A 23,867-nucleotide genomic window follows, 5' to 3' on the forward strand; every position below is an offset into this window, starting at 1 on the left:
GCTCACTGTTGCGGGCAGGGCGATGGATTATCTACTGCCCCGCTTTCAGCAAGGAGTTTTGCACAAGCGGTGTAGCCGTAATTGGTAGCCAGGGTGAGAGCCGTCGAGCCTGTGTTATTTTGCTCATTGATCTGTATACCTGGAGCAGCCAGTAACATCTTGACGATCTCTGTGTTGCCACTGTTGGCAGCCTGATGCAGAGCAGTCCAGCCTTTGTTGGTCTTCGCATTGACCTCGATGCCGTCAGCATCCAGTAACAACCTGACAATCTCTGTGTCACCTCGATAGACAGCTAAGTGGAGAGCCGTCCAGCCATCGTTTTTCTTCTCATTGACCTTGATGCCGTCAGCTGCCAGTACCATTTTGATGATGTCTACACTGGCGAATCCAACAGCCAGGTGGAGAGCCGTCCAGCCTTTGTTATTCTTCTCATTGATCCCGCTGTCGTTAGCAGCCAGTAACACCTTGACGGTTTCTGCACTGGCGTATCTGATAGCCTGGTGCAGAGGCGTCCAGCCATCGTTAGTCTTCTCATTGACCTTGATGCCGTCAGCTTCCAGTAACCTCCTGACGACTTCTGTTTCATCGTCGTAGACCGCTAAATGGAGAGCCGTCCAGCCTTCGTCATCCTTCTCATTGATCCTGATGCCGCCAGCAGCCAGTAACATCTTGACGTTCTCTGCATTGCCGTATGCGGCAGCTACGTGGAGAGCCGTCCAGTTTCCGTCATCCTTCTCATTGACATTGATGCCGTCAGCTTCCAGTAACGCCTTGATGGTTTCTGGACTGGCGAATTTGGCGGCAAAATGTAGAGCCGTCCAGCCAATGCAATTCCGCAGATTGACTTTGATGCCGTCAGCGGCCAGTAATGCCTTGACGGTTTTTGTGTGGCCACTCCAGGCAGCAAAGTGGAGAGCCGTTTCGCCGGAAGTATTCTCAACATTGACCTGGATCCCGGGAATGTCCAGTAATGCCTTGACGGTCTCTGTGTGGCCGCAGCAGGCAGCGATGCGAAGAGCCGTATGGTCATGGTAATCAGTGGCATTAACATCCACTCCCCTGGTTTCAATCAGCGTTTTAAGGCCTTTGGTATAGCCCCTGGCAGCGGCGCAATGCAGTGGTTTTATGTCTGCTTCATCGGTGGTATTGAGGTAACTGATGATGATCCTGCGAATGAAACTTGTCATAGGATTCTCTTTGTTATCAGTGCTCCATAAGGTATTAAGACCCGTTCCTTTTCTCATCAGAATGCACTGTATCTCTACATTTTTCGTCAGGACAGCAATATACAAGGCTCCGTAAAGATCTTTCGCGCCCTTGCTAATCAATAGTTCAAGGCATTGCGTTTTCCCCCATCTGGAGGCTTCGCGCAATGCGCCGTCAAGGTCGTTTGCTCCCATGTTGATCAAGGTGGTAAGGCACTGGGTTTTTCCTTGCTCGGCGGCTTCGCTCAGGGCACCGTTAAGGTCGTTTGCTCCCATGTTGATCAGGGGCTCAAGGCACTGCGTTTGCCCCTGCCCAGCGGCTTCATTCAAGGCGTTATCAAGGGCACGCTGGCTGGGTTGGGTGCTGTTCAGGTATTCAAGGAGTTCGGCATTGCCCTCCCGGACAGCGGTGTGCAGTACGTTATCGATATTCACGCCGGCCCCGGTCAGCAGCATTTGCAAGTCAATGGTCTGGCGCTGCCGGGTAGTGGTATTTTGCAGAGGTGTCTCACCATCGTGACCAACGGCATTGACATCAGCATGGCAGTCGACCAGGACCCGGACGCAATCTGTATGGCCGTAATTGATGGCGACAGCTATCGGGTGTTCAGGATGACCGGTGAGTGCTGAACGGTAAGTCCGGTTTGCCAAAGTCTCATCTTCGGCCAGCAGTATTTTCAGCGTTTCCAGATTCCCGGTACGACAGGCATTAAGCATCGGGGATTCACAATAGGGCGATTCGTCGCCAGGGACTTGGCTACCGTCCAGAGGAACCAATGGCAGCGCCGGTTGCATGCATTGACTGCATTGGCGTTCATCAAGCCTTTTTACTTTCTGCTGATCACTGTCCAGCCATTGGGTGATGCATTCCAGGTGGAAAACGTGAGACTCCGGGCAAGAGGCTTTGACCAGTAAATGTCCGCCATATTGTCCTCCGATATTGCTGTCGTCGCCTATACAGTTCGAGCAATTAAAGGAAAAATCTGTGGTGTTGCCGCTGACGCTGTGCATGGCTGAAGCTTACTGTGTGATAAGGGTTGTGGTTAGGACAAACATCGGTAGAGAAAATTCCTTAAAACAGTATTTTGAACGAGGCGTTTTTGATTAAGCTGTTTTAGCCGTTTAATGAATGATCCCGAATTTTATGGCTCATAGTAGATGGCAGAACGGTGGATTAATTGCCCCATTTTCAACAAGAAGTTCCTTACTGGCGGTGTGACCAAACCTTGTAGCCAGGCTCAGGGCCGTATCGCCATTTTTATCCATCTCGTTGACCCGGATGCCGAAAGCGGTCATTAACGCTTCGATGGACTTTGGACAGCCGTATCTGGCAGCGAGGTGGAGAGCTGTCCAGCCATTGGTATTTGTTGCATTGACGTGGATACTCGGAGCCAGCAGTAACGCTTTGATGGACTCTGGATGATTGTATCTGGCCGCGAGGTGGAGAGCCGTCCAGCCATCGTGATCTTTCTCATTAATCTGGATAACGTCAGCTGCCAGTAACGCCATGACGGTCTCTGTTTGGCCATTCCAGGCCGCCATGTGGAGAGCCGTCCAGCCATCGTGATCTTTCCGATTAACCTTGATATCGCGAGCCGCCAGTAACGCCTTGACAGTCTCGGTGTGGCCTCGGCGGGCCGCTAAATGAAGAGCCGTCCAGCCATCTTTATTCCTGGCATTGGTATTGATGCCGTAAGCGGCCAGCAAGATGTTAACGATCTCTGTGTTGCCATTGCGGGCAGCCAGGTGAAGAGCCGTATAGCCGAGGCTATCAGTGCTATTGATATTCACTCCCCTGGTTTCAAGCAGCTTTTCCACGCATTTGCAATGCCCGTTGGCAACGGTGATATGCAACGGCGTTTGACCTTCTGCATCGGTGTCATTGATGTGTGTCGGGTCGCTCAGGAGATTGAAAAATTCCCAGGAACCTTGTCTGGCAGCAGTGTGCAGTACGGTAGCAATATTTGCTCCTTGTTGGGTCAGAACAACCTGGCCCGCGATGTTTTCCGTCAGAACAGCAATGTACAGTGCACCGTTAAGGTCGTTTGCTCCCTCTGTGATCAGAATATCAATGCACTGTGTATGCCCCCGCTCGGCGGCAGCGTAAAGGGCACCGTTAAGGTCGTTCGCTCCCGCAAAGATCAGGATGAAAAGGCACAGCGCCTGCCCCCGTTCGGCAGCATCGCGCAGGGCGGTATTAAGGGCTGGTTGGCTGGGGTGGGTGCTGATCAGGTATCGAAGGAGTCGAACATTGCCCTCCCGGACAGCGGTGCGAAGTACGTTATTGATATTCGCACCGGCCCTGATCAGCATGTCGACGACCTCGGAGCGGCCCTTCCGGATGGCGATACGCAGGGGCGTCTCACCATTGTGACCAGCGGCATTGACATCGGCACCGGCCCTGATCAACATGTCGACAACCTCGGAGCAGCTCTTCCGGATGGCGATACACAGGGGCGTCTCAGCATCGTGACCAGCGGCATTGACATCGGCACCGCAGTCGATCAGAGCCCGGGCACAATGATAATGGCCGTAATTGATGGCGACAACTAACAGGTGTTCAGAATGACCGGTGAGCACCGAACGGTAAGTCCGGTTTGCCAGGGTCTCGTCTTCGCGCAGCAACATCTTCAGTGTTGCCAGCTCTCCGGTACGGCAGGCATTAAACATTACGGACTCACAATAAGCTGATTCGTTGTCAATGACGTTACTCCTGTCCAAAAGAAGCAGTGGCAGTGCCGGTTGCATGCATTGACTGCATTGGCGTTGATCAAGTCTTTTTATCTTCTGCTGATTACTTTCAAGCCATTCGGTGATGCACTTCAGGTGGAAAACGTGGGATGCCGGGCAAGAGGTTTTGACCAGTGAATTCCCACCAGTTTGGCCTCCGATATAGCCGTCGTAGAAACAAATAGGACAATTAAATGCGAAACCTGCCGCGTTCATTGCTTTGCCTGCTTTATGACTCAATTGTGGGTAGGACAAAAATCAGCAGAGAAAATTCCATAAAACAAAACCTGGAATAAGACGATTGTTGTTCAAATCCCTAAGTCAGGCACAAGCCTGCCCGTTTTGCACCGGGCAAAGAAGGTTGTTCACCAGAATTCAAGGGATGGCAACCACAAAAATCTGGCAGCCATTAAAAGCCCTGATTCATTAAGGCGTCCGATAATAGACTGCCCTGCGCGGTAATTGCTCCTATCCAAAAGTGAGTGGAATTGCGCCCCGGTTTTGTTCAACGCTTCGGTTGGTCAGTAACAGGAATACTGTTGGATCTTTTGCTGACAGGCTCTTCTGATCCAAAGAGTATAATTTTAAGATCTTTACAATGTTTATCGTTATAATCGTTTTGGCAGAGCGTATTAATGGCTGCGCCAAGAAGACATCCAGCACCGCTATAAATGACTACAGAATGCCCCAGGAAACAACCCGCAGCACAGCCCAGTAAACATCCCGTGTCGCTGTAATCAGTATTTCTTATCGACCAGGGTTTACTGCATTCTGTTTGTGTGAAATTTGTCGTCTGCATATTACTTATCCCAATACTCTTGCGAACCGTAAAAATAGATGAAACATTCACTAAATCCGTTTTGCAGGTCTTCAGATACATTGAGGTTAGTACAGAGTTTGCTCTGCGCCAGCTCGCTAAGTAGTTGGCCAAATGGAATCGTATATTTCTGGCTAAGTGGGCAGTTGCTATGCAAGGCGCAACGTAGGGAGCATAGCCGTAGCTATGTGACCGGAGTTGCAACGCCGCAGAGTGACTGACAACTTAGTCAGAAATATATGATTTCATTTGGTTAACTACTTATCTATTTCTATCCAAACCTGCAAAGCCAAGGTCGCTCTGCTCTTAATGCGTAGGCTATGGTTGGAAATACAGGCTCCTGGCAGCATTCTCAGGTTGGCCAGATTCCCGGTACGGCAGCATTGAAAATCAGGGTTTCACAATTAAGGTGATTCGTCGTCAAAGGCCAGGAGTAAGATTGCCGGGAGCAGAGTGTTTCTGGTTACCGTGTAATGCAGGCGCTTCAGTGATGAAAAGTCCGGGGATCTAGTCTGAGCCAGAGCCAGTGCCACGACCTTGCTTTTCCCGAGTGGAATATTTTCTTTCCGATCTGAAATTAAGGGAAGTTGCTATTATCTCTTTTTAGTATTTTAGATACCGCCTGATAAGCACTCTTATCAGGCGGTATAGACTCCTGTCTCGGAAATATTTCCTAACTCAACAGGTTTATTTGCCAATTAGTCAGGTTTGTTTCCCAACTTAATTGGGTATCTGACAGTTGACTGATCAAGCCGCAAAGTTAGCCGCAACAAATTCCCAGTTCACCAGGGCCCAGAAGCCTTTCAGGTAGTCTGGGCGCACGTTACGGTAGTCGATGTAGTAAGCGTGCTCCCACAGGTCGCAGGTCAGCAGAGGCTTCTGGTCGCCAGTGATTGGTGTACCGGCGTTGCTGGTGTTGACGATTTCCAGGGAACCGTCGGTGTTTTTTACCAGCCAGGTCCAGGAGGAACCAAAGTTGTTAACGGCCATGTCAGAGAATTTGGCAACAAACTCATCATAAGAGCCAAAGGCTTTGTCGATAGCTGCTGCCAGTTCACCGGAAGGCTTGTCGCCACCATTGGGGCTCAGGCAGTTCCAGTAGAAGGTGTGGTTCCATACCTGGGCAGCGTTGTTAAAGATGCCGCCTTCAGACGTCTTGATGATCTCTTCCAGGCTCTTGTTTTCCAGCTCGGTGCCTTCAACCAGACCGTTCAGTTTGACCACGTAAGTGTGGTGATGTTTGCCGTAATGGTAATCCAGAGTTTCCTTGGAGATATGTGGTTCAAGGGCATTGCGCTCGTAGGGCAGCTCAGGCAGTTGAAAAGCCATTTGTGTTCTCCCGCTGTGGTTGGAATAGTATTGGTTTCGTTCAGAGACCTGATTTTTCGCAAAGCGATAGTAGCACCGTGGCTACTACGAATCCATGTGGGATGTATCTTGAGGTTTGCCGCAGAAATTTCAAGCCCAACTCACTCCTTTACGTTGAATAAAAAGGTTGGGGGCAGGATTTCTTTCTTTTACAATAGTTCCTCATTTGTTCAGAACAATCAGGAGCCGGGAACACCGTTTCGTCCGAGTCTAATAAATACACAAATTGATCGGTGTTTTTGATGGAAAGCAGTGAGTATGCAAGAGGATAACAAGATTTATCAGTCAAACCAGGACTTATCCATAACCGCTGACCAGCGTCCTTCCAGGCACCGTTCCACAGGCTTCGGGCCAAAAAATTTCAGTAAATCCGCAGCCAACGGTAAAAGCAGCGGTGCGGGCTATCTGGTCTCGGGTGTTCTGTTTGTGCTTCTGGCTGGTGTTACTGCTGGCGGTTACTGGCAGGTGACTGAGTTGCAGAAGGCCTTGAAGGAGACCCGGCAGGAGCTTCAGGCAACCCGGGATCAACTGGGGCTGGTGACCGGGCAGGTTTCTCAAACCGGTGAGTCCATTAACCAGAGTGACTCCATCTTCCGCTCAGAACTTAAAGAAGTGAACTCTGAAATTCGCAAGCTCTGGGATGTTGCTAACAAAAGAAACCGTCAGTGGATTAATGAGAATAAAGATAAGATTGACCAGGGGGCGAAGAAAGTAGACCTTGCTGTCAAACAGTTTGATGCGGCTAAAAAGTCCTCCGAGCAGGCGGTCTCAAAGCTGAATGAGCTGGACCAGGTCATTAAGGCTGTGACCACTGAGCAGCTGGTTGCCAATTCGGATATGGTTAGCCGTGTTGAAGCACTGAAAGCTGAAATTGATGGCTTAAAGAGCACTTTATCTGCACAGCAGAGTGTCGAGCAGCAAATAAAAGCCTCTGCGCAAACCCAGGATGAACTCAGTAAAAAGCTGGGCGCTTTCCAGAGCCAGGTCTCCCTGCGGTTGCAACAGCTGGAAAACACCCTGCGGGATCTTGGAAATCCGAAAGAGAAGGGGCTGACAATTCAGTAGTGGTTAGCTACTTAATGCCCTGGAAAGAAAAAGGCGGTGAGCATGGACAGTTTTGGTTTATTTGTCAGGCTGCCAACCACCGCAGGACTGCATGGATGCAGGTACCAGGGCAATCTATTTTCAGACTAGTCAAAAAAATGTACTGAATGGATTTTTAAAAGGTTGTTGTTTGAGAATTTAAAAAAAACTGTTCAATCTGTTCGGTTTTATTGATAACTGTTCTGAGTTTTCATTTAAAGACTAAATAAGCCCTTCTATTCTGCTAGCCTGAAATTAAATAAGTGTAATCATGGATTAATCAGACTCCAGCAACCGGATCTGATGATGTTTTTCAACTGATTGCCTGCTGATAGTTAAGGACAACAAACAGTCAGGACAGGTTATGAGTAATGTCAATGGGCCAAGAGGAACCAGCTTTTCAACACTGCCAGAACTCCTCCGGGGTGATCATCAGGAAACTGATAAGGATAAAGGTGATATAAGCGCTAAACCCCCTAGATATATCCAGTCTGACTTGAGACGTCCAGATCATTCAAGCACACCATTTCGTGCCAGAAGTATTCGCTCGGTTCCTGTTCTTGATATAAAAATCAGGGGATTGCTAAAGTCTGATCATTTTCGGGATGTGGAAAAAGCATTAAACAGTGGTGGTGATATAAAGGCTGACGGTCGAAATCTACAGTTAGATCGGGATGAAGTTAAGAACATATTAATAGATATTCAAACCAAGTCAGCAAAAAAAGAAGTCGATCTGGATGCTGATTTCTCAGTAAAGCTGAAAAACCACCTGAATGATCTTAAAAGAGTGGATCTAAGCAGCCCAAAAGAGCTTGCACAAATCATTGTTTCATCAATGGATGATATCCGGGATTGGCATTTTAACGCAGGCTACGACAAAACGTTAATCACAGGCAAACAACTGATTGATTCTGAAGGAAAGCTTAGAGATATACTCAGCAATTACAGTGTTGGAAATCCGGGTGTAACAAAGCAAGAAATTATAGCTCCAGCCAGGGGTGAAGTATCAGGTGATGAGTCGCACCCTGAGACTCCTGCTTCAGCGGATGGCCAGACAGCATCAGCTGAGCGCAGCGGCACCGTGACCAGACCGGATGGTGAGAAAACATCGGCCGTAATCAGTGACGATGCCTTGATCGCGACAAATGGGCATGAAGTGCCTGTGGTGACCAATAAGGCCAAAGATGAAGGTGGGGAATCAGGTTATAGGTCTGACGTTACTTCTTCTGTATCTCCAGTTGATAAAAGAACTGAAACCAGTTCAACGTCTTCAGCGCGGCGAGCGTCCACAACAGGCACTCAAACCTTACCGGTTTCTGATTCACCCGGGCCGATCTCTGAAGAGACTGGAAAAAGTCCGGATGTGAATGAAACCAGGAAATCAGTTGATAGTTCTAGTGTTGCTTCTCTTTTGCCCTCAACTGGCCAGGGAGCTGAAACCAGTCCTACGTCCATAGCGCGGCGTTCGTCCACTACTGGCACTCAGACCTTACCGGTTGCTGAGTCAGACGGGCCGATGCCTGAAGGTACGGGGAAAAGTCCGGTTGTGAATGAAACCGGGAAATCAGGTGATGGTTCTGACGTTGCTTCTCTCTTATCTCCCGTTGACCAGGGAACTGCAACCAGTCCAACCTCCGAAGCGCGGCGTACGTCCACTACAGGCACTCAGACTTTACCGGTTCCTGATCGCTCACCCGGGGCGATCTCTAAAGGGACTGGAACCAGTCCGGTTGGGGATAAAGCTGAAAAATCAGACGAAGGTTCTGACGTTGCCTCTCTTTTATCTCCAGTTGACCAGGAAATTAAAACCAGTCCAGCGTCCGAAGCACCGGGGGCGTTCATTACAGGCAGTCAGACCACATCGGTTCCTGATTCGCTCAAGCCAATGCCTGAAGGGACTGAAACAAGTCTGGTTGGGGATGAAGCCAAGAAATCAGGTGATGGTTCTGACGTTGCTTCTCTTTCATCTTCAGTTGACCAGGGGACTGGAACCAATCCAATATCCTTAGCGCGGCGTGCGTCCACTTCAGGCACTCAGACCTTCCCGGTTCCTGATGGCTTACCAGGGGCAATACGTGAAGGGACTGAAAACAGTCCGGTTGTGGATGAAGCTAAAGGACAAGGTGATGATAATGATGCTGCTTCTCCAGCATCTTTACTTAATCAAGGAACTGAAACCAGTTCAGAAACACTCGGGGCGTCCAGTACAGGCAGTCAGACCACATCGGTTCCTGATTCGCTCAAGCCAATGCCTGAAGGGACTGAAACAAGTCTGGTTGGGGATGAAGCCAAGAAATCAGGTGATGGTTCTGACGTTGCTTCTCTTTCATCTTCAGTTGACCAGGGGACTGGAACCAATCCAATATCCTTAGCGCGGCGTGCGTCCACTTCAGGCACTCAGACCTTCCCGGTTCCTGATGGCTTACCAGGGGCAATACGTGAAGGGACTGAAAACAGTCCGGTTGTGGATGAAGCTAAAGGACAAGGTGATGATAATGATGCTGCTTCTCCAGCATCTTTACTTAATCAAGGAACTGAAACCAGTTCAGAAACACTCGGGGCGTCCAGTACAGGCAGTCAGACCTCATCGGTTACTGATTCACCCAGGTCGATGCCTGAAGAGACTGTAAAAAGTCTGGTTGGGGATAAAGCTGGAAAATCAGATGAAGGTTCTGACGTTGCCTCTCTTTTATCTCCAGTTGACCAGGGAATTAAAACCAGTCCAGCGTCCGAAGCACCGGGGGCGTTCATTACAGGCAGTCAGACCTCATCGGTTCCTGATTCGCTCAAGCTGATGCCTGAAGGGACTGAAACAAGTCCGGTTGGGGATGAAGCCAAGAAATCAGGTGATGGTACTGACGTTGCTTCTCTTTCATCTTCAGTTGACCAGGGGACTGGAACCAATCCAACATCCCTAGCGCGGCGTGCGTCCACTACAGGCACTCAGACCTTACCGGTTCCTGATGGCTCACCCGGGCCAATGCCTGAAGGGACTGGAAACCGTACAGTTGAGGATGAAGCTAAAGGGCCAGATGATGGTTCTGACACTACTCCTCCAGCATCTTCAGTTGATCAAGGAACTGAAACCAGTCCAGAAACACTCGGGGCGTCCAGTACAGGCAGTCAGACCTCATCGGTTTCTGAGTCAATCAGGCCCATGCCTGAAGAGATTGAAGCCGGACAGGGTGAAGTTGGCGAGTCAGGTGATGGTTTGCGCTCTGTTACGCCTCTTTCCTCTCCAGTTGACACAGGAACTGTGACGGGTCCAACGACCAAGGCGAAAGGAGAAGACGACGAAGACAGTCCTACCCAACAGTTTGCTGATGCCTCAACCAATGCGATACCCGATACCACGAGTCGTGGAACCGGCACAACACCCGTAGCAAAAGTAGAAGACGACGAAGACAGTACACCTCAACAGCTTGCTGATGCCCCTATCAATGGGATACCCGAGACCAACAGTCGTGAAACCAGTCCGGAGCTTGCAGCTTCAGAGATGACCGCTACCGGTAGTCAGAGCTCACCGACTACTGATGACTCAATCAGTAAGATGCCTGAAGAGGTGGGAGTCAGGCAAAGCCCGGTTGGGGGTGAAGCTGAGGAATCAGTGGGTGGGTCGCGCCCTGTTACTCCTCCTTCCTCGCCAGTGGACACAGAAACCGGAACCGGCCCAATACCCGTAGCGAAAGGGGAAGACGACGAAAACACTCCACCGAGTCAGTTTGTTGATGCCTCAACCAATGCGAAACCCGAAACCACCAGTCGCGGAACCAGTCCGATTTCCAGGGCAATTGATGTCTCAACCAGACAGACTCCTGAGGGTGCTGAAGACAACAAAGATACAGTCAAGAATGAAGCTGAGAAATCAGGTGTTACTCCTCCTCCATCTGCAGTTGACAAAGGGGTTGAAACCAGTCCGAAGCTTGCAGCTTCAGAGATGACCGCTACCGGTAGTCAGACCTCACCGGCTACTGATGACTCAATCAGTAAGATGCCTGAAGAGATGGGAGTCCGGCAAAGTCCGGTTGGGGGTGAAGCTGAGGAATCAGTGGGTGGGTCGCGCCCTGTTACCCCTCCTTCCTCGCCAGTGGACACAGAAACCGGAACCGACCCAATACCCGTAGCGGAAGGGGAAGACGACGAAAACAGTCCACCCCTACAGTTTGCTGATACCTCAACCAATGCGAAAACCGAGACCGCCAGTCGTGAAACCAGTCCGATGTCTGAGACTATTGACGACAAAAGTAGTCTAATGGCAGCGGCCTCAGGAGTGAACGGTGATAACACACCAGCACCGGTATCATCAGAGCATACTGACAGAAATGATCAAGCAGTTACTGTAGATCCAACCAGTAACACTTCTGAGACGACTGAAGAAAGCAACAGTCGAGCACCAGCAGAACGTCCAGAGGCGACTTCGCCAACTGCACCGGATCTGGAACCCGAGGAATTGGAGCAGTATTTAAACACTGTTCCCGTTAACCAGGAAGCGGTTCAACTTTCCGGGGTTCATCAGAACACGGTTGCCCTGCAACAAGCGGTAAACAGTATGGCCGCTAAAGTAGAGCAGTTTAATAACTGGAAGGATGCAGAGATATCAAAGAAAGAGATTACCTGGCTGGAGGGAGAGGATAGAAAGCTTGAGCCAAGTAATACCCGTTTGCGAAATGCGATTGCCGGGCAAATTCAAACCTTGGGGAAAGATATAGATCAGACCGTTAAGGATTTTAATCATAAATATGGCAATCGCCCTAAAGAGTGTAAAGTACTTGAAGATAGAGCGAGCAGTATCAAAGAAAGTCTGCAGCAGCAAAAAGACAGTATTGATCAATCAAACCGGGCAATAACGGGACCAGCAGTCCAAAAGTGGCTTGCAGATCTGGATAAGACCAGCACTAACTATCCCAAAACTGCTGACTATATGGAGAAGGTGTTACCAGACCTGGCCAGTGTATTTGCATCTAATAATGGAGAAGCGTGCAGTTACCTGGCGGGTCAAACCATTGATCGGGTGTCCAGGGAGTTAGTCGGAAGATGTAACGCAGAGGTTGCTAAAGTTCCCGGTGGTGAGGAGCGTCATTTGCAGCTGCAGAAGCTTTATATGCAGTATGCCCAGAGATTACAGCAGCTCGACCCACAGAGAATTCCCGCCCGTGTTCATCAGGGAAAATTGAGTATCAGAGGTGAGCAATTTGCCTCAGAAGCTATCCGGCAACAGGAGGCAGAACTGGGTAAGGTATTTGGTGACCCGCAAACCGACGCTGAGGTTTCAGGTACAAGTACGTCAGCCGGTGAAAAACAGGCCGCCAGGCTGATAGAAGATGCCCGCATCAGGCCGAGGTTACTGGCGCTGTTGAACAGCCTGAAGCCAGCGCAGGAAGGCATTACCAATACCGCCGTGGAAAAGGCAGAGGACCTGGATGCCGCATTGACAAAAGGGTTGCTGGATATTCGCGATCAATTCAACCTGCATCCTATGCCGGGTAAGTTCGCTGTTCTGCAAGCCTGTCAGAGTGATCTGAAAAAGCCCAATTCCAAACTGGCTGCTGAGTCAGTTAATCAGCACAACGGTAGATTAACTGCAAAAAATGGTCAGCCCAGATATAAGAAACTGGAAGAACGTTGTGATGGTTTACTGAAAAAGCTGGACAATGCCAGGGATTTTTCGGAAACAACCGGCCAGAAACTGGCGTTTATGGAGGCATTTCACCAGAAAAGCATCTTCGATTATGAAGCCTTAAAAGATGGTGCAGCGACCACGGAAGGATCTTTTACGGTCACCAGGCTTGGCAGAGGTAAAGGCCCTCTGAGTGAGTTTTTTGCCGGCGTACCCAATGCCAACTATCGAAAAGCGGATGAAGGGGCAGAAAGTATAGCGATTGATGGCGGCAAACCGGAAGGCATTGTCTTTGAAAAAAACCGGGCTGGCGACTGGCATGGCATGCTGGGCAACAAACACTATACATTACACCCCCGCTTTCTCTACGAGTACCCGAAAAGCAATATTCCCTTTGCCGACAACTGGTTGCCAGTGAGAGCAGATGATGGCAAGCCAGCCATTCTGGTTTTGCAGACTACGGCACAGGAGCCCCGGTATTTCCTGTATGAGCCGGATGGCAAAGGAGAGTTAAAGCCCAAATCTATAGATGCTACCAGTGACGATGAATTGGTCGATGCCGAGTTTTTGCTGCGGGCAGCAAAAGGCCCTGGTCAGGCCTTCTTCAATAACAAGCCAGATGAGGTTGACAAGGCCAAAGCCAGTGCGCTCAGAGGTGGCGTACAGTCGGTCCGCGACAAGTGGAATAAAACAAAGAATGCGCAGAAAAAGCTGGCTTCGTTATATCACCAAACCCGCATTGACGTGGAAAAACGATCCAGTGATGGAGCTCTACAGGAATTGATTGGTACCCAGGATCAAAGCGAGCTTCTGGCGGGTCGGAAGGTAAGGAAGAGTCAATACACCGATCTTCAGAATACAAAAGAAAATAAAAAGAAGGTAGGGACTCATCTGGAAAATGCCAGCTTGAAATCAGCGGATCAGCGCTATCAAAACCTCTCGCCAGATACCAGTTTTGATCAGGTTGGCAAAGGCTATTATGAGCAGTGCCGGAAGAAATTTGGCAGTAATGAGCTGATTGAACTTGGTGAGAAAAACCTCAAGGTGTTCAAAGCGGGGGCTTTTCATAACATGTCGGTATTTGCCGGTTGTGAAATTAAACCGGATGCACCGGAATGGTCAGACGGCTCAATCCATGAGGTTGCATCGAATTTTGACAAGGTGGTCAAAGTGAATCGGGACCGGCAGCTGCGGTTGAGCGAGGGCGTCGACTATCTGACCAGAAAGCTGGGTACTGCTATTAGAGATAAAAATAAAGATAAAGAGCTGGATTTTTACCGGGATGATGAACTGGTCGATTTTGCGATTAATCAGTTTAAGAACGGGCATCTGCCAGAGTCGGTCGGGGTAAATCGCGGCACATTCTGTGATGACCTGGTACAACTGATGCTGGTGAAGAATGAGCGCGATTTCTGTCGTAGCATGGGGCAGCGTATGGACGCTCTGAAAGAAAAACTGGCGGTGGTCAGGAGTGAGCGCTTTGACAGCCAGCAGATGCCTGATGATGAGTTTAAAGGCACCTGCCAGGCATTGAATCTGGATATGGCGCTACTGGCTGGTGCACAGAAAGAAGCCAGTGAACGAATCGAGTCTCATTACCGTCGTGGTCTGGATGAACAAAGCCGGGCCATGATTTCATTTGAGCAAGGCGGGCTGGTCCTGCGTGGCGATCAGCCAAAGATGGCTGAAAAAGCATTTAAATTTGTGCAGAAAATGGAGAAAGGCAGGACGTCAAAAGGTAATACATTGGTGTTCCAGCTGGGTACCGGTTACGGTAAAAGTAAAACAATTATTCCCCTGGTTGCCGATCAGGCCTGCAGGAAAGATCATCCTGTTCGGATCATTGCGCCAGCCAATAACCAGGCTGAACTGGACCACTCCCTGACAGGTTATTTTGCTGATTCCGGCGTAACCTACCGCAGGCTGGATCTGTTTAAAGATTTTGTGCCCAAGTCCGGCGCTCCCGAGAAATGGTGGTCACCGGCGGTGTTGGAGGATATTAAAGCGCAGGTGAGTGCGAAAGCCCCGCTGGGTATCTCCACCAAGGATGTCCTGCTATTAATGACGCTCAGGGACCGACTGAAAACCATTGATGCGGCAGACTACCAGGCGCACTGTAAAGAAACCCCGGCTACGCTGAAAAAAGAGATTCGCTTATTAGACGACATTTTGGATGCATTGCAATACGACGGGCTGAAGGTTGTTGATGAGTATGACCGGTTATCCACACCAAGCAGTAGTGATGAGTTTAAGGAGCAGGCCGCAGATACGAGCCGCGCGCAAAGCGTGCTCGGGACGAAACCGATAAATGAACGCGAAGTGGCCGAATTGCTGGCAGCCTTTTTGAGCGGCAGTAAGAATAAAGTCTGTCTGTCAGCCACCATGGGAACCGGTTTTACCATGGCAGGGTTGACGAAATCGGCCACCGTTCAAGAGGCAGCGAAAAAATGCGAATCGAACGCCATGACAACCCAAGCCAGACTCTTCAACTGGCTATCGAAAACCACGCCTGTCTTGTCCGGTGATACATCCGACCCGGAGAATAGAATTAACGTCCTCAAGCAGGTGATGGAGCGTTCCGGTAAGGATAAACAGATCATTCTGTTTGATGGTAACCATAATGGTGAAGACCGGTTCATGCACGTAAAGAAGGATTATGACTATCTGAAAGAAGCACGAGGTGGCAAGGCTCGGGGGCTTTTGTACTACAACGATCAGAAACAGCTCTGTTTGTACCATCCGAAACAGGAAAAATACCAGCAATCAGACGCCGTGGTTTCACCGGAATTGGAGGCGTTGATACGAAAGAACCCTGAGGATTACGACGTTCGCCTTGACAAGACGCAGGGTACCGGAACGGATTGTCCTCAAAGTGCGACCAGTGTCGGTATCCACCTTGGCTTGCTTGAAGATGACAACAGGCGCGGCAATATAATGGCCCAGGAGTTTGGTCGATTCTCTCGCAAGTCGAGCCCTTTAAATATAAAAGGGGGGCAGGAATTCTTTATGGTGCTTAATACGAAATTCTTGCCACCCAATGGCAGCGTGAGCCACGAGTACCGTGAGAAGCAGAAAGAACTGACCAATGCCTGTGAGCGAGCCGATAAGCGCGCTCAGGAAGCGATGGCGAAACTGCTGGGCGAGTTAGACAATAAGGTGAGTCCTGAGCAGTTACGAGTGATCCATGCCAAACTGCATGTTTCGCCTCCGGATGAGGACGGCCAATATGACACTAACCTTGAACGTGATCTGGGAACCTTTCTCAAATCCTGGGAGTGCAATGTCTTTCCCCATTCAGTGAAAACCGCTCTGGCGGATTTCAAAAGAGCCCAGTGGTATGGGGAGAATCAGTCTCAGGAAACCATAGCTACCATGATGGCACTTCGTGAAGATTCATCGTTTGTAAAAGCCTGTGAGACAAGCTTTGAGCGAGGGAGTAAGCGCGCAGATGTTGATGAGATTTTATCCAATGCTCATACCTGGCGCGGTGACAGGGCCAAAAAGGTACTTGGTAAGGTTGAGCTTGGCCAGGTCATCACTCCGGTGGGAAGTGCGGGTGAATATAACCATCAAGTGTATGTTAAGGAATTTGAAGGTCAGTTGAGAAGCAAAGTTCATAAAGAGTTACAGAAAATAGAAAGGGAGAGCTTTAATAACTTTAATAAAGACGAATCCCTTGAGGCCGTTGCCAAAAGCGAGCACATGGATGATGAAATTAAAGAATGTATTGCTAAATTACAGGCAAGGGGAATCAGGCCAGATTCTCAGACAGTGATACATAACATTCCACAGGAACTCAAAGAACATTGCGGCCAATTGTGGGCAAAGGCTGATCATTTATATTCAGAAATTGATAGTCTTTGCAATAAAGGTAAGCCCATTGAAAATAAGCGGAATAAAGATATCGGACTTGTGGCCACTTCAGGATGGGATAGAGTCGCCGCAGCCAAACAAGAGCTGGATGATAAGCTCCGGGCAGTGCAAGAACGTGGAGATTTAGCCACACTCACAGAGTTTTGCCGGGAGCAGGGCAGTGCCGTAGAAGTATTTTATCATGAACTGGCCAAGGCATTATCTGCTGTTACATTTGCCTCGGATAAGAATAATAATAATAATTTCGGAAAGTTGTGTGGATATCTGGGAGAAGTAATGCCGGGGCTTAAAAAACAATTCAGAACCGTAAATGATAGAAAAGGTTATCTCTATCCAGCGAAAAAAGGTCCACATCCTACCGCAATCATGTTGACTCAAAAGTCCGGATTACCAACCAAAGAATGGGACTGGCATGTCACTGTTGAAAAATTAGATGATCGATTAAAGAACCAGCTTGTTGCTCTTGACGATATGAGAAAAGAAGATAATGCCAAACAAATGGCCAGGGCAGAGTTAAGCATAAAAGGAGGTGTTCAATTGACGAATTGTCTGGGACGGATTCAGGACGAGCTGTTGGCCGCTAATAAAAGATATAGAAAAACACTGGTAAAAGATGCTGCGCGTACCCAGGATGCAATCGATAGAAGAAAAACAATCAAGTTGTAATGATGATTTCATATGGTTAGCTACTTAACTGTTGTTGGAAACGTTTGAATAGATTCGAGTTGCTCTATTTGAGTTCAATATTACAAGTATTCAGATGATGGTGTCTGGTTTTTATATTTAAACAAACAAGGCGTGATATATGTCGTTAACACCCAGTGGCAAGGAACGCCGCTCGATTAAGCGTCATCAGTTGCAGGATTATCTGAAAATTTATAACCGCAACACCATGCGAGTTATGGGGAGTATCGGGAACATCAGTTGTAATGGCTTAATGCTGATCAGCTCTGTCCCTGTGTTGATTGGCGCTGTTTATAATATGCGTATTATTCTTCCCGATGATGAGATGGGGGAGCGGTATCTGGATTTTGATTCACGATGCCACTGGTGCAAGCCTGATGTTGGGCCGGAATATTTTGACTCTGGCTACAGTATTGTCAATGCGGGTCATGATATTATCGATCTGGTTGAAACATTGAAAAGTTATTTTACCTTTGACGAAGTCACAGACTGACGTTTACAGGTAGAATCTTACGTTACCGATCGATTGCTGTCCCAGGTCGTCATGTCTGCTGATTACGTTGTCCCTGCCCAAGTTATAACGGTTGCAACCGAAGTCAAAAAAAGCCGATTTATTACCTGCATTTCTCCGGCCCACTCTCGCCAGGAAGCCCAGGCTTTTGTCGAAGAAAAGCGTATCGAATACCCGGATGCCACGCATCACTGTTCAGCCTTCGTTGCAGGAGCACCGGATGGCGGTGCTGTGGTTGGGTTTGACGACGATGGCGAGCCTTCTGGTACTGCAGGCCGCCCGATGTTGAATGTACTTCAACATAAGCGTATTGGTGATGTTGTGGCTGTGGTGGTGCGTTACTTTGGTGGCGTGAAACTGGGAGCTGGTGGGCTGGTCAGGGCTTACAGTGCGTCTGTTCAGCAGGCCTGTGAACAATTGCCGCTTGAGCAGCGGGTTGCACTAAGAGCGGGTGTACTTCTCTGTGACTATGCCCATGAGCAGATGGTTCGTCACCACCTTGGCCAGTTTCAAGCGAGTCTTGAACAGTGTGACTATGGTCAGTCAGTCAGGATGATGATCTCAATGCCAGAAACGGGAAGAGAGCATCTTGCCCGACATTTGTACGATGTCAGCCGGGGCCAGATTATTATTCAGTGGCAGGATGATGTCTGAATCTTTCTGTTTCATTGTCTTCTCTCCTCTTCCCTTCTCAAACTTGATATCGGCCACGTTATTGTTGAGCGAGAGTGTTTTTGTATTGGTAAACACCAGTACACTTTACCTGATCTTGCTACACTGAGTATCTGCTGTAATATTCCGCCTTACGGTTACCCAACCTTTCTTAAACGTGTATCGAATTTTATGTCTGAACTTAAACGAGCTATCAGCAACGACACGGTCGACAGCCTGAAAAGCAAGTATCTGACCTATTTTGGCGTTAAATCGAAAAAAAACCTCAAAACCGAGCTGGTTAACTCAATCGCAGAAGGTCTGACAGACCAGACGATCCTGAAAACATACCTGGGGAAACTGTCAGAACTTGAGATGGCCTTATTGCAGGAGTCGCTGTTCAATTATGGCGGATTGATTGATCGGGGCCGCTTCAAACTGAAATACGGCGACTTTCCGAATAAACCACAAAGTAGCATTTGGTACTACCGACAGGAACCATCAGACGCTGTCATGGTCTTTTTCTTCACTGTGGGTTCTGACTGGTACAACATTCGAAAAATGCCCGAGCCGGTCATGGCTTCCCTAAAGCAGCTGGTTGCAAAACCTGAACCGGACACGCTGACAACCGTCGTCTTGCCAGAGCCTCTGCCCAACCATCATATTCTGTTTGAACGGGAACGGCTGGCCCTGAGTGAGCTGCATTCAATACAGTTGTTATTGCAGGATAAGCAAATCAAGGTCAGTGAGAAAACAGGGGTTGCCTCAGGGGCGACGCTGAAAAAAGTGTCTTCCGCCGTACATGAATACTATGGCGACGACCCGTGTGATGATGCAAAAGGTTGCGAGTCGATGCTGGCTTACGGCTGGCTGAGACTACTGGGCAACAGCAAATTTACCAAACAGTCAGGCACCACACTGATTCCTGCCAAAAAGACAGATCGCAACCCGGCTGACACCATCAGGGAAATGTGGGCTCAATGGTTGAATAATAAGAAAGAAGACGAATTTCGTCGTATTGATCGCATCAAGGGACAAACCGGCAAAGGGAAGCGCTATTTCACCGATGTCCTGAAAAGAAGAGAGGTCATTACTGCTTACCTGAAGGGCTGTGAAGTCAATGCCTGGATTGCCTTTGCCGACTTTGCCAATTTTATGTTCATCACCGGTGCTGACCTGGAAGTGACAACAGCATTGCACCATCTCTATATCTACAATCCGGATGACGGATGTCTCGATGGCAGGAGTTGGGACTGTCTTGAAGTCCGTTATTTGCGCTGTTTCCTGCTGGAGTATGCGGCAACCCTGGGGCTGGTGGATGTGGTAATGGCTCCCCCTGATGACGATGAGAGCTTTGATGATCAATACGGCGATATGGAGTGCCTCAGCCGCTACGACGGTCTGCGATATTTCCGCCTGACGCCTTTGGGTCAGTACGTACTGGGTCTGACTGACCATTATAAGGCAGACCATAAGGAGTCAACTGAAACACCGCTGACCATTCAACGACAAGGGCGCATTGCTTTTGACCGTGAGCCGACGCCCTGGGAACAGCGCTTCCTGTCACTGTATGCTGATCATCATAAGGATCATATCTGGAAGCTGTCCCGTAAAAGGATGATGGAAGCGCTGCAAATTGGCGGTAGTGTCGATGAATTAAAGGCCTTCCTTCAGGCTCGGGATGATCAGCCCTTTTTACCGGAAGATTGTGAGAGTATCCTCAAGCAGGCGGCGGCCAATGTCGGGGGCGTGGAGATAAAAGAAGAAGCGCTGATCGTGAACTGCAAAACTCAGGACATTGTCGAGTTTATTATCAACGATAAAGTGCTGTCCAAGTGGTGTCAGCGGTTGGGTAAGCAGCAGATCGTGATTCCCAAAAGCAAAGAGAAGAAGTTTAAAGAGAGCCTGAACTCTGTTGGGATCGGTTGTGTCTGATTTTATGAATAATGATGAAAGGGGCTAATATGCAGTCATTTTATTTCCATGACTACGAAACTTTCGGTATCGATCCTGCCCTTGACTGGCCAGCCCAGTTTGCGGGTATCCGGACGGACGCAGAATTGAATGAGGTGGGAGAGCCGCTGAATATTTTCTGTAAATTGCCGGAAGACCATCTGCCGAACCCTATGGCCTGTCTGGTAACCGGCTTGACACCACAAAAGGTGAACGAGCAGGGGACAGTGGAGCCGGAATTTATTCGTCGTATTCATACCGAGTTTATGGTGCCAGGCACTTGTGCTCTGGGCTATAACACTATTCGCTTTGATGATGAGGTAACCCGGAACATCCTCTACCGGAATTTTTATGACCCTTATGCTCGGGAGTGGCAGAACGGCAACAGTCGTTGGGATTTGATCGATCTGGTCCGATTGACTGCGGCTTTGAGACCTGAGGGTATTGAATGGCCGTTGCGTGAGGATGGTTGCAAAAGCTTCAGGCTGGAGGAGATTACTGCGGCGAATGGTCTGGATCACGGTGCAGCTCATGACGCCTTATCGGATGTCCGTGCCACTATTGCGCTGGCCAGGTTGATTCGCCAACGGCAGCCCAGGGTGTTCCAGTTCTATCTGTCCCATCGTGGTAAACGTGAAGTGGCCGGGTTGTTAAATCTGGTCAGCCAGCAGATGGTGGTGCATGTCTCCGGCATGTTTGGAGCACAGCGCAATAACCTGGCTGTGGTGCTGCCGTTGATTGATCATCCGATAAACCGTAATGGTATTGTCGTTTATGATCTGTCGGTGGATCCGGCACCTTTGTTGAATTTGTCGGTGGATGAAATACGACGAAGGCTGTTTACACCCGTTGATCAATTAGGCGATGGGGAAGCACGAATTCCATTAAAGACCATTCATATTAATAAATGCCCGGCAGTTGCTCCCTTGAATGTTCTCAGGACCGAAGACCAGGATCGTCTTGAATTGGACCTTGCCAGGTGTGAAGCGCACCGGAGCCAGTTGCTGGCGGACAACGGGCTGGCCGCAAAACTCAGGGCGGTGTTTTCAGAGTCACCAGCGATAAAGCACACGGATCCTGATCAGATGATTTATTCGGGTGGTTTCTTCTCACCGGCAGACAAAAACGAAATGAGCCGGATTGTTTCATCCAACCCTGCGCAGTTACCTGAACTTGGCCTCTCGTTTTCCGATAAGCGGCTGGAAGAGATGCTGTTTCGTTATCGTGGCCGACACTATTTTGAAACCATGGATAAAGAAGACCGGGGGCTTTGGAAGCAATATTGTCGGGACCGATTGTCTGGGGAGCTACATCCGGACAATAAACAACTATTAACGCTTGATCATTTCTGGAACGAATTGAGAGAGGCTCAGGCGGTGGCTGGGGAAGATTTGGAAAAACAGAATATACTGGCACAATTGTCTGATTATGTGCAGGGGCGTGAGAACACTCTGGCCAATCAGGACTTTTATTAATCCGTTATCAAGTGTGTAACCATTTTAAGTCTGTTGACTGAAGCGTGCCCATCCCAATAAAGCAGCCTGCAAGCACATAGGGTTTTATGTGCTTAAGCTTATTGGAATGACTGTTTGACGACCAGGTTCAGCTGTTCTGCCAGTCGGCCGTAGATGGTGGGTTTTTCAATGTAATCGACAGCGCCAGCTTTAATGGCTGCAACAGCGCTGGATACATCATTATGATGTCCAAGGATGATAACCGGAACCTGGTGGTCGCTACTGGCCAGGTCCTGCATCAGGTTCAGAGCCTGGCCAACAGGCTGGTCATTCGCTGCAATGATACAGGATGGCTGATCGGCCTTAAGTGCATTTAACAGTTCAAAATGCGAACTGAAGCAGATAAGCTCCATGGATTTTTCATGGCACAGGCTGCGAATAGTCTCGGCAGTGCCGGAATCCTGTTCCAATAAGTAGACTGAGCAGTGGGTTGCGAGGTTCATAAAGGCAGCCTGGCGGTAATAAGTAACCTGTCGTTTGCAAGGCGTGTTGCAATGAAACAGCTGTAAGCAAAAAAGCTGCTGCTTATCGATAACATGCGGCAGGATTGGCATGCATGACGTATGCAGGCTGTTCCGCCGTTAACAGCAGCTCAAGAAGCAACCTTTAAAATATGAAATACCCTCTGATTCAAATTAAACCGAACTTGTTTAGAAAGTATTTCACCGTCTCTTCTTGCCATTGTCTAATGGTACGACTTCAGTTTAGGTTTAGCTGGCTTAATCCTGAATGGAGGGATGTACTTGACGTGATTCGGCGAGTACCTAAGTGTATGACTGTTCGTTCGTTTAATTATTATATTATTCGTTTAGATCATTTTTTTTAGAATTAAACGGAAATTATAATGGGTCGTTATTTGGTCAATCCCGTAATGGCTGTGGGGTAATTTCATTTTAGAAGTAACTGAATTACTTTTCATTCCATTAACCAAGGTGTCGAAACTTTATACAGGTGTTTCAAGCTGGCTGTTTAACCAATCCAGGAAAGTGGATGTGGCTTAAGCAGAAGCGGCTCCGCAACCTCGTAGAGTGAGGTATACGGAGCAGGCCGGTGCAGGTTAGATTTTGAAGTTAAATTCGCCGTCCAGATGTTCTTTTACCTGCATGACCTGACGCACCAGGTGAGCAAGGGATTTGGTACCCATCTTTTCCATAACGCGGGAGCGATGGATTTCCACCGTGCGCTGACTCAGGTTGATATCCGCAGCGATGACCTTGTTGGCTTTACCCTCAACCACATGGTGCAGTACTTCACGCTCACGATCAGTCAGGGTCGACAGCCTGCGGAGAATTTCCTTGTGCTCCAGCAGTTCTCTTCTCTGCTGCGTATCCAGTTTCAGGGCATCGTTGATCAGGTCCAGCAGTTCCTGGTCGCGGAAAGGTTTCTGGATAAAGTTCATTGCGCCATCTTTGATGGCCTGAACCGCCATAGGCACATCACCGTGACCCGTGATGAAGATGATGGGCAGAATGCAGTGCATCTCGTTGAGCTTGCTCTGCAGCTCAAGTCCGCTCATGCCGGGCATACGGATGTCCAGCACAATACAGCCAGGCCGGTTTTCATCGTAAACTTCAAGGAACTCAGCAGGTGAAGAGAAGGCTTCGACAGTCTGACCTACTGACCTCATCAACATTTTCAGCGAGTCACGCACAGCCTCGTCATCATCGATGATAAATACGGTTGGTTCTTGCTTCATGTCCTGTTGCTGCATAATGACTCCACTGTGAGAAGTTTGCCGTATAATTCGGTGTTTTTGCCATCAGGCTGGAAAGAAGTGATGCGGGAAAGCCATAATTAACGCTCTTTGAGCATCAACTGCGTTAACCGGAAGGTTGGCCGGAAGTCACACAGGTTGAAAAAG

General features: G+C 48.9%; 11 protein-coding genes. 6 read left to right on the plus strand and 5 right to left on the minus strand.

Going from position 1 to position 23,867, the window contains the following annotated elements; translation table 11 throughout:
• Positions 1-2: 2 nt before the first annotated feature.
• The 3 genes from ACO6UX_RS22445 to sodB all read right to left on the minus strand — a co-directional run bounded on the left by ACO6UX_RS22445 (position 3) and on the right by sodB (position 6,081).
• Positions 3-2,216: an ankyrin repeat domain-containing protein gene (locus ACO6UX_RS22445; protein ID WP_422450510.1), complete on the minus strand. Its 2,214-nt coding sequence runs from the start codon at positions 2,214-2,216 to the stop codon at positions 3-5.
• Between the two features lie 138 nt (positions 2,217-2,354).
• On the minus strand, positions 2,355-4,151 hold the full coding sequence (locus tag ACO6UX_RS22450; RefSeq protein WP_422450511.1) for an ankyrin repeat domain-containing protein: 1,797 nt from the start codon (positions 4,149-4,151) through the stop codon (positions 2,355-2,357).
• Positions 4,152-5,499: 1,348 nt separating this feature from the next.
• Positions 5,500-6,081, minus strand: a complete 582-nt coding sequence (gene sodB / locus ACO6UX_RS22455) for a superoxide dismutase [Fe] (RefSeq protein WP_422450512.1) — start codon at positions 6,079-6,081, stop codon at positions 5,500-5,502.
• A gap of 297 nt (positions 6,082-6,378) precedes the next feature.
• Here sodB and ACO6UX_RS22460 point away from each other — a divergent pair, with 297 nt between their 5' ends.
• The 6 genes from ACO6UX_RS22460 (at position 6,379) to sbcB (ending at position 21,967) form a co-directional block, all read left to right on the plus strand.
• Positions 6,379-7,185 carry a hypothetical protein gene (locus ACO6UX_RS22460; RefSeq protein WP_422450513.1) on the plus strand — a complete coding sequence of 269 codons (807 nt, stop codon included), beginning with the start codon at positions 6,379-6,381 and terminating at the stop codon, positions 7,183-7,185.
• Positions 7,186-7,567: 382 nt separating this feature from the next.
• Positions 7,568-17,359, plus strand: coding sequence for a hypothetical protein (locus tag ACO6UX_RS22465; RefSeq protein ID WP_422450514.1), 9,792 nt, complete (start codon positions 7,568-7,570; stop codon positions 17,357-17,359).
• A 139-nt stretch (positions 17,360-17,498) separates the two neighbouring features.
• Complete coding sequence (locus tag ACO6UX_RS22470; protein ID WP_101747812.1) at positions 17,499-17,870, plus strand: PilZ domain-containing protein; 372 nt, start codon at positions 17,499-17,501, stop codon at positions 17,868-17,870.
• A 51-nt stretch (positions 17,871-17,921) separates the two neighbouring features.
• Entirely contained in the window at positions 17,922-18,542 is a 621-nt protein-coding gene (locus tag ACO6UX_RS22475; protein WP_422450515.1) for a YigZ family protein, read from the plus strand.
• A gap of 189 nt (positions 18,543-18,731) precedes the next feature.
• Positions 18,732-20,474, plus strand: coding sequence for a hypothetical protein (locus tag ACO6UX_RS22480; protein WP_422450516.1), 1,743 nt, complete (start codon positions 18,732-18,734; stop codon positions 20,472-20,474).
• A 29-nt stretch (positions 20,475-20,503) separates the two neighbouring features.
• Positions 20,504-21,967 (plus strand): exodeoxyribonuclease I, encoded by a 1,464-nt coding sequence (gene sbcB, locus ACO6UX_RS22485; RefSeq protein WP_422450517.1) that lies wholly within the window; start codon positions 20,504-20,506, stop codon positions 21,965-21,967.
• 98 nt (positions 21,968-22,065) lie between these two features.
• Here the strand turns inward: sbcB and ACO6UX_RS22490 are convergent, their stop codons facing one another.
• Both ACO6UX_RS22490 and ACO6UX_RS22495 read right to left on the minus strand, forming a co-directional pair.
• Entirely contained in the window at positions 22,066-22,449 is a 384-nt protein-coding gene (locus tag ACO6UX_RS22490; protein ID WP_422450518.1) for a response regulator, read from the minus strand.
• Between the two features lie 614 nt (positions 22,450-23,063).
• Positions 23,064-23,702 (minus strand): response regulator transcription factor, encoded by a 639-nt coding sequence (locus ACO6UX_RS22495; RefSeq protein ID WP_209277995.1) that lies wholly within the window; start codon positions 23,700-23,702, stop codon positions 23,064-23,066.
• Positions 23,703-23,867: the final 165 nt, after the last annotated feature.

This window comes from Endozoicomonas sp. ALB091, assembly GCF_049310265.1.
Taxonomy (GTDB): domain Bacteria; phylum Pseudomonadota; class Gammaproteobacteria; order Pseudomonadales; family Endozoicomonadaceae; genus Endozoicomonas.

Excerpts from the sequence above, each read along its gene's own strand:
- ACO6UX_RS22445 (WP_422450510.1), bottom strand. The coding sequence starts at position 2,216 with ATGCACAGCGTCAGCGGCAACACCACAGATTTTTCCTTTAATTGCTCG.
- ACO6UX_RS22450 (WP_422450511.1), bottom strand. The coding sequence starts at position 4,151 with ATGAACGCGGCAGGTTTCGCATTTAATTGTCCTATTTGTTTCTACGAC.
- sodB (WP_422450512.1), bottom strand. The coding sequence starts at position 6,081 with ATGGCTTTTCAACTGCCTGAGCTGCCCTACGAGCGCAATGCCCTTGAA.
- ACO6UX_RS22460 (WP_422450513.1), top strand. The coding sequence starts at position 6,379 with ATGCAAGAGGATAACAAGATTTATCAGTCAAACCAGGACTTATCCATA.
- ACO6UX_RS22465 (WP_422450514.1), top strand. The coding sequence starts at position 7,568 with ATGAGTAATGTCAATGGGCCAAGAGGAACCAGCTTTTCAACACTGCCA.
- ACO6UX_RS22470 (WP_101747812.1), top strand. The coding sequence starts at position 17,499 with ATGTCGTTAACACCCAGTGGCAAGGAACGCCGCTCGATTAAGCGTCAT.
- ACO6UX_RS22475 (WP_422450515.1), top strand. The coding sequence starts at position 17,922 with ATGTCTGCTGATTACGTTGTCCCTGCCCAAGTTATAACGGTTGCAACC.
- ACO6UX_RS22480 (WP_422450516.1), top strand. The coding sequence starts at position 18,732 with ATGTCTGAACTTAAACGAGCTATCAGCAACGACACGGTCGACAGCCTG.
- sbcB (WP_422450517.1), top strand. The coding sequence starts at position 20,504 with ATGCAGTCATTTTATTTCCATGACTACGAAACTTTCGGTATCGATCCT.
- ACO6UX_RS22490 (WP_422450518.1), bottom strand. The coding sequence starts at position 22,449 with ATGAACCTCGCAACCCACTGCTCAGTCTACTTATTGGAACAGGATTCC.
- ACO6UX_RS22495 (WP_209277995.1), bottom strand. The coding sequence starts at position 23,702 with ATGAAGCAAGAACCAACCGTATTTATCATCGATGATGACGAGGCTGTG.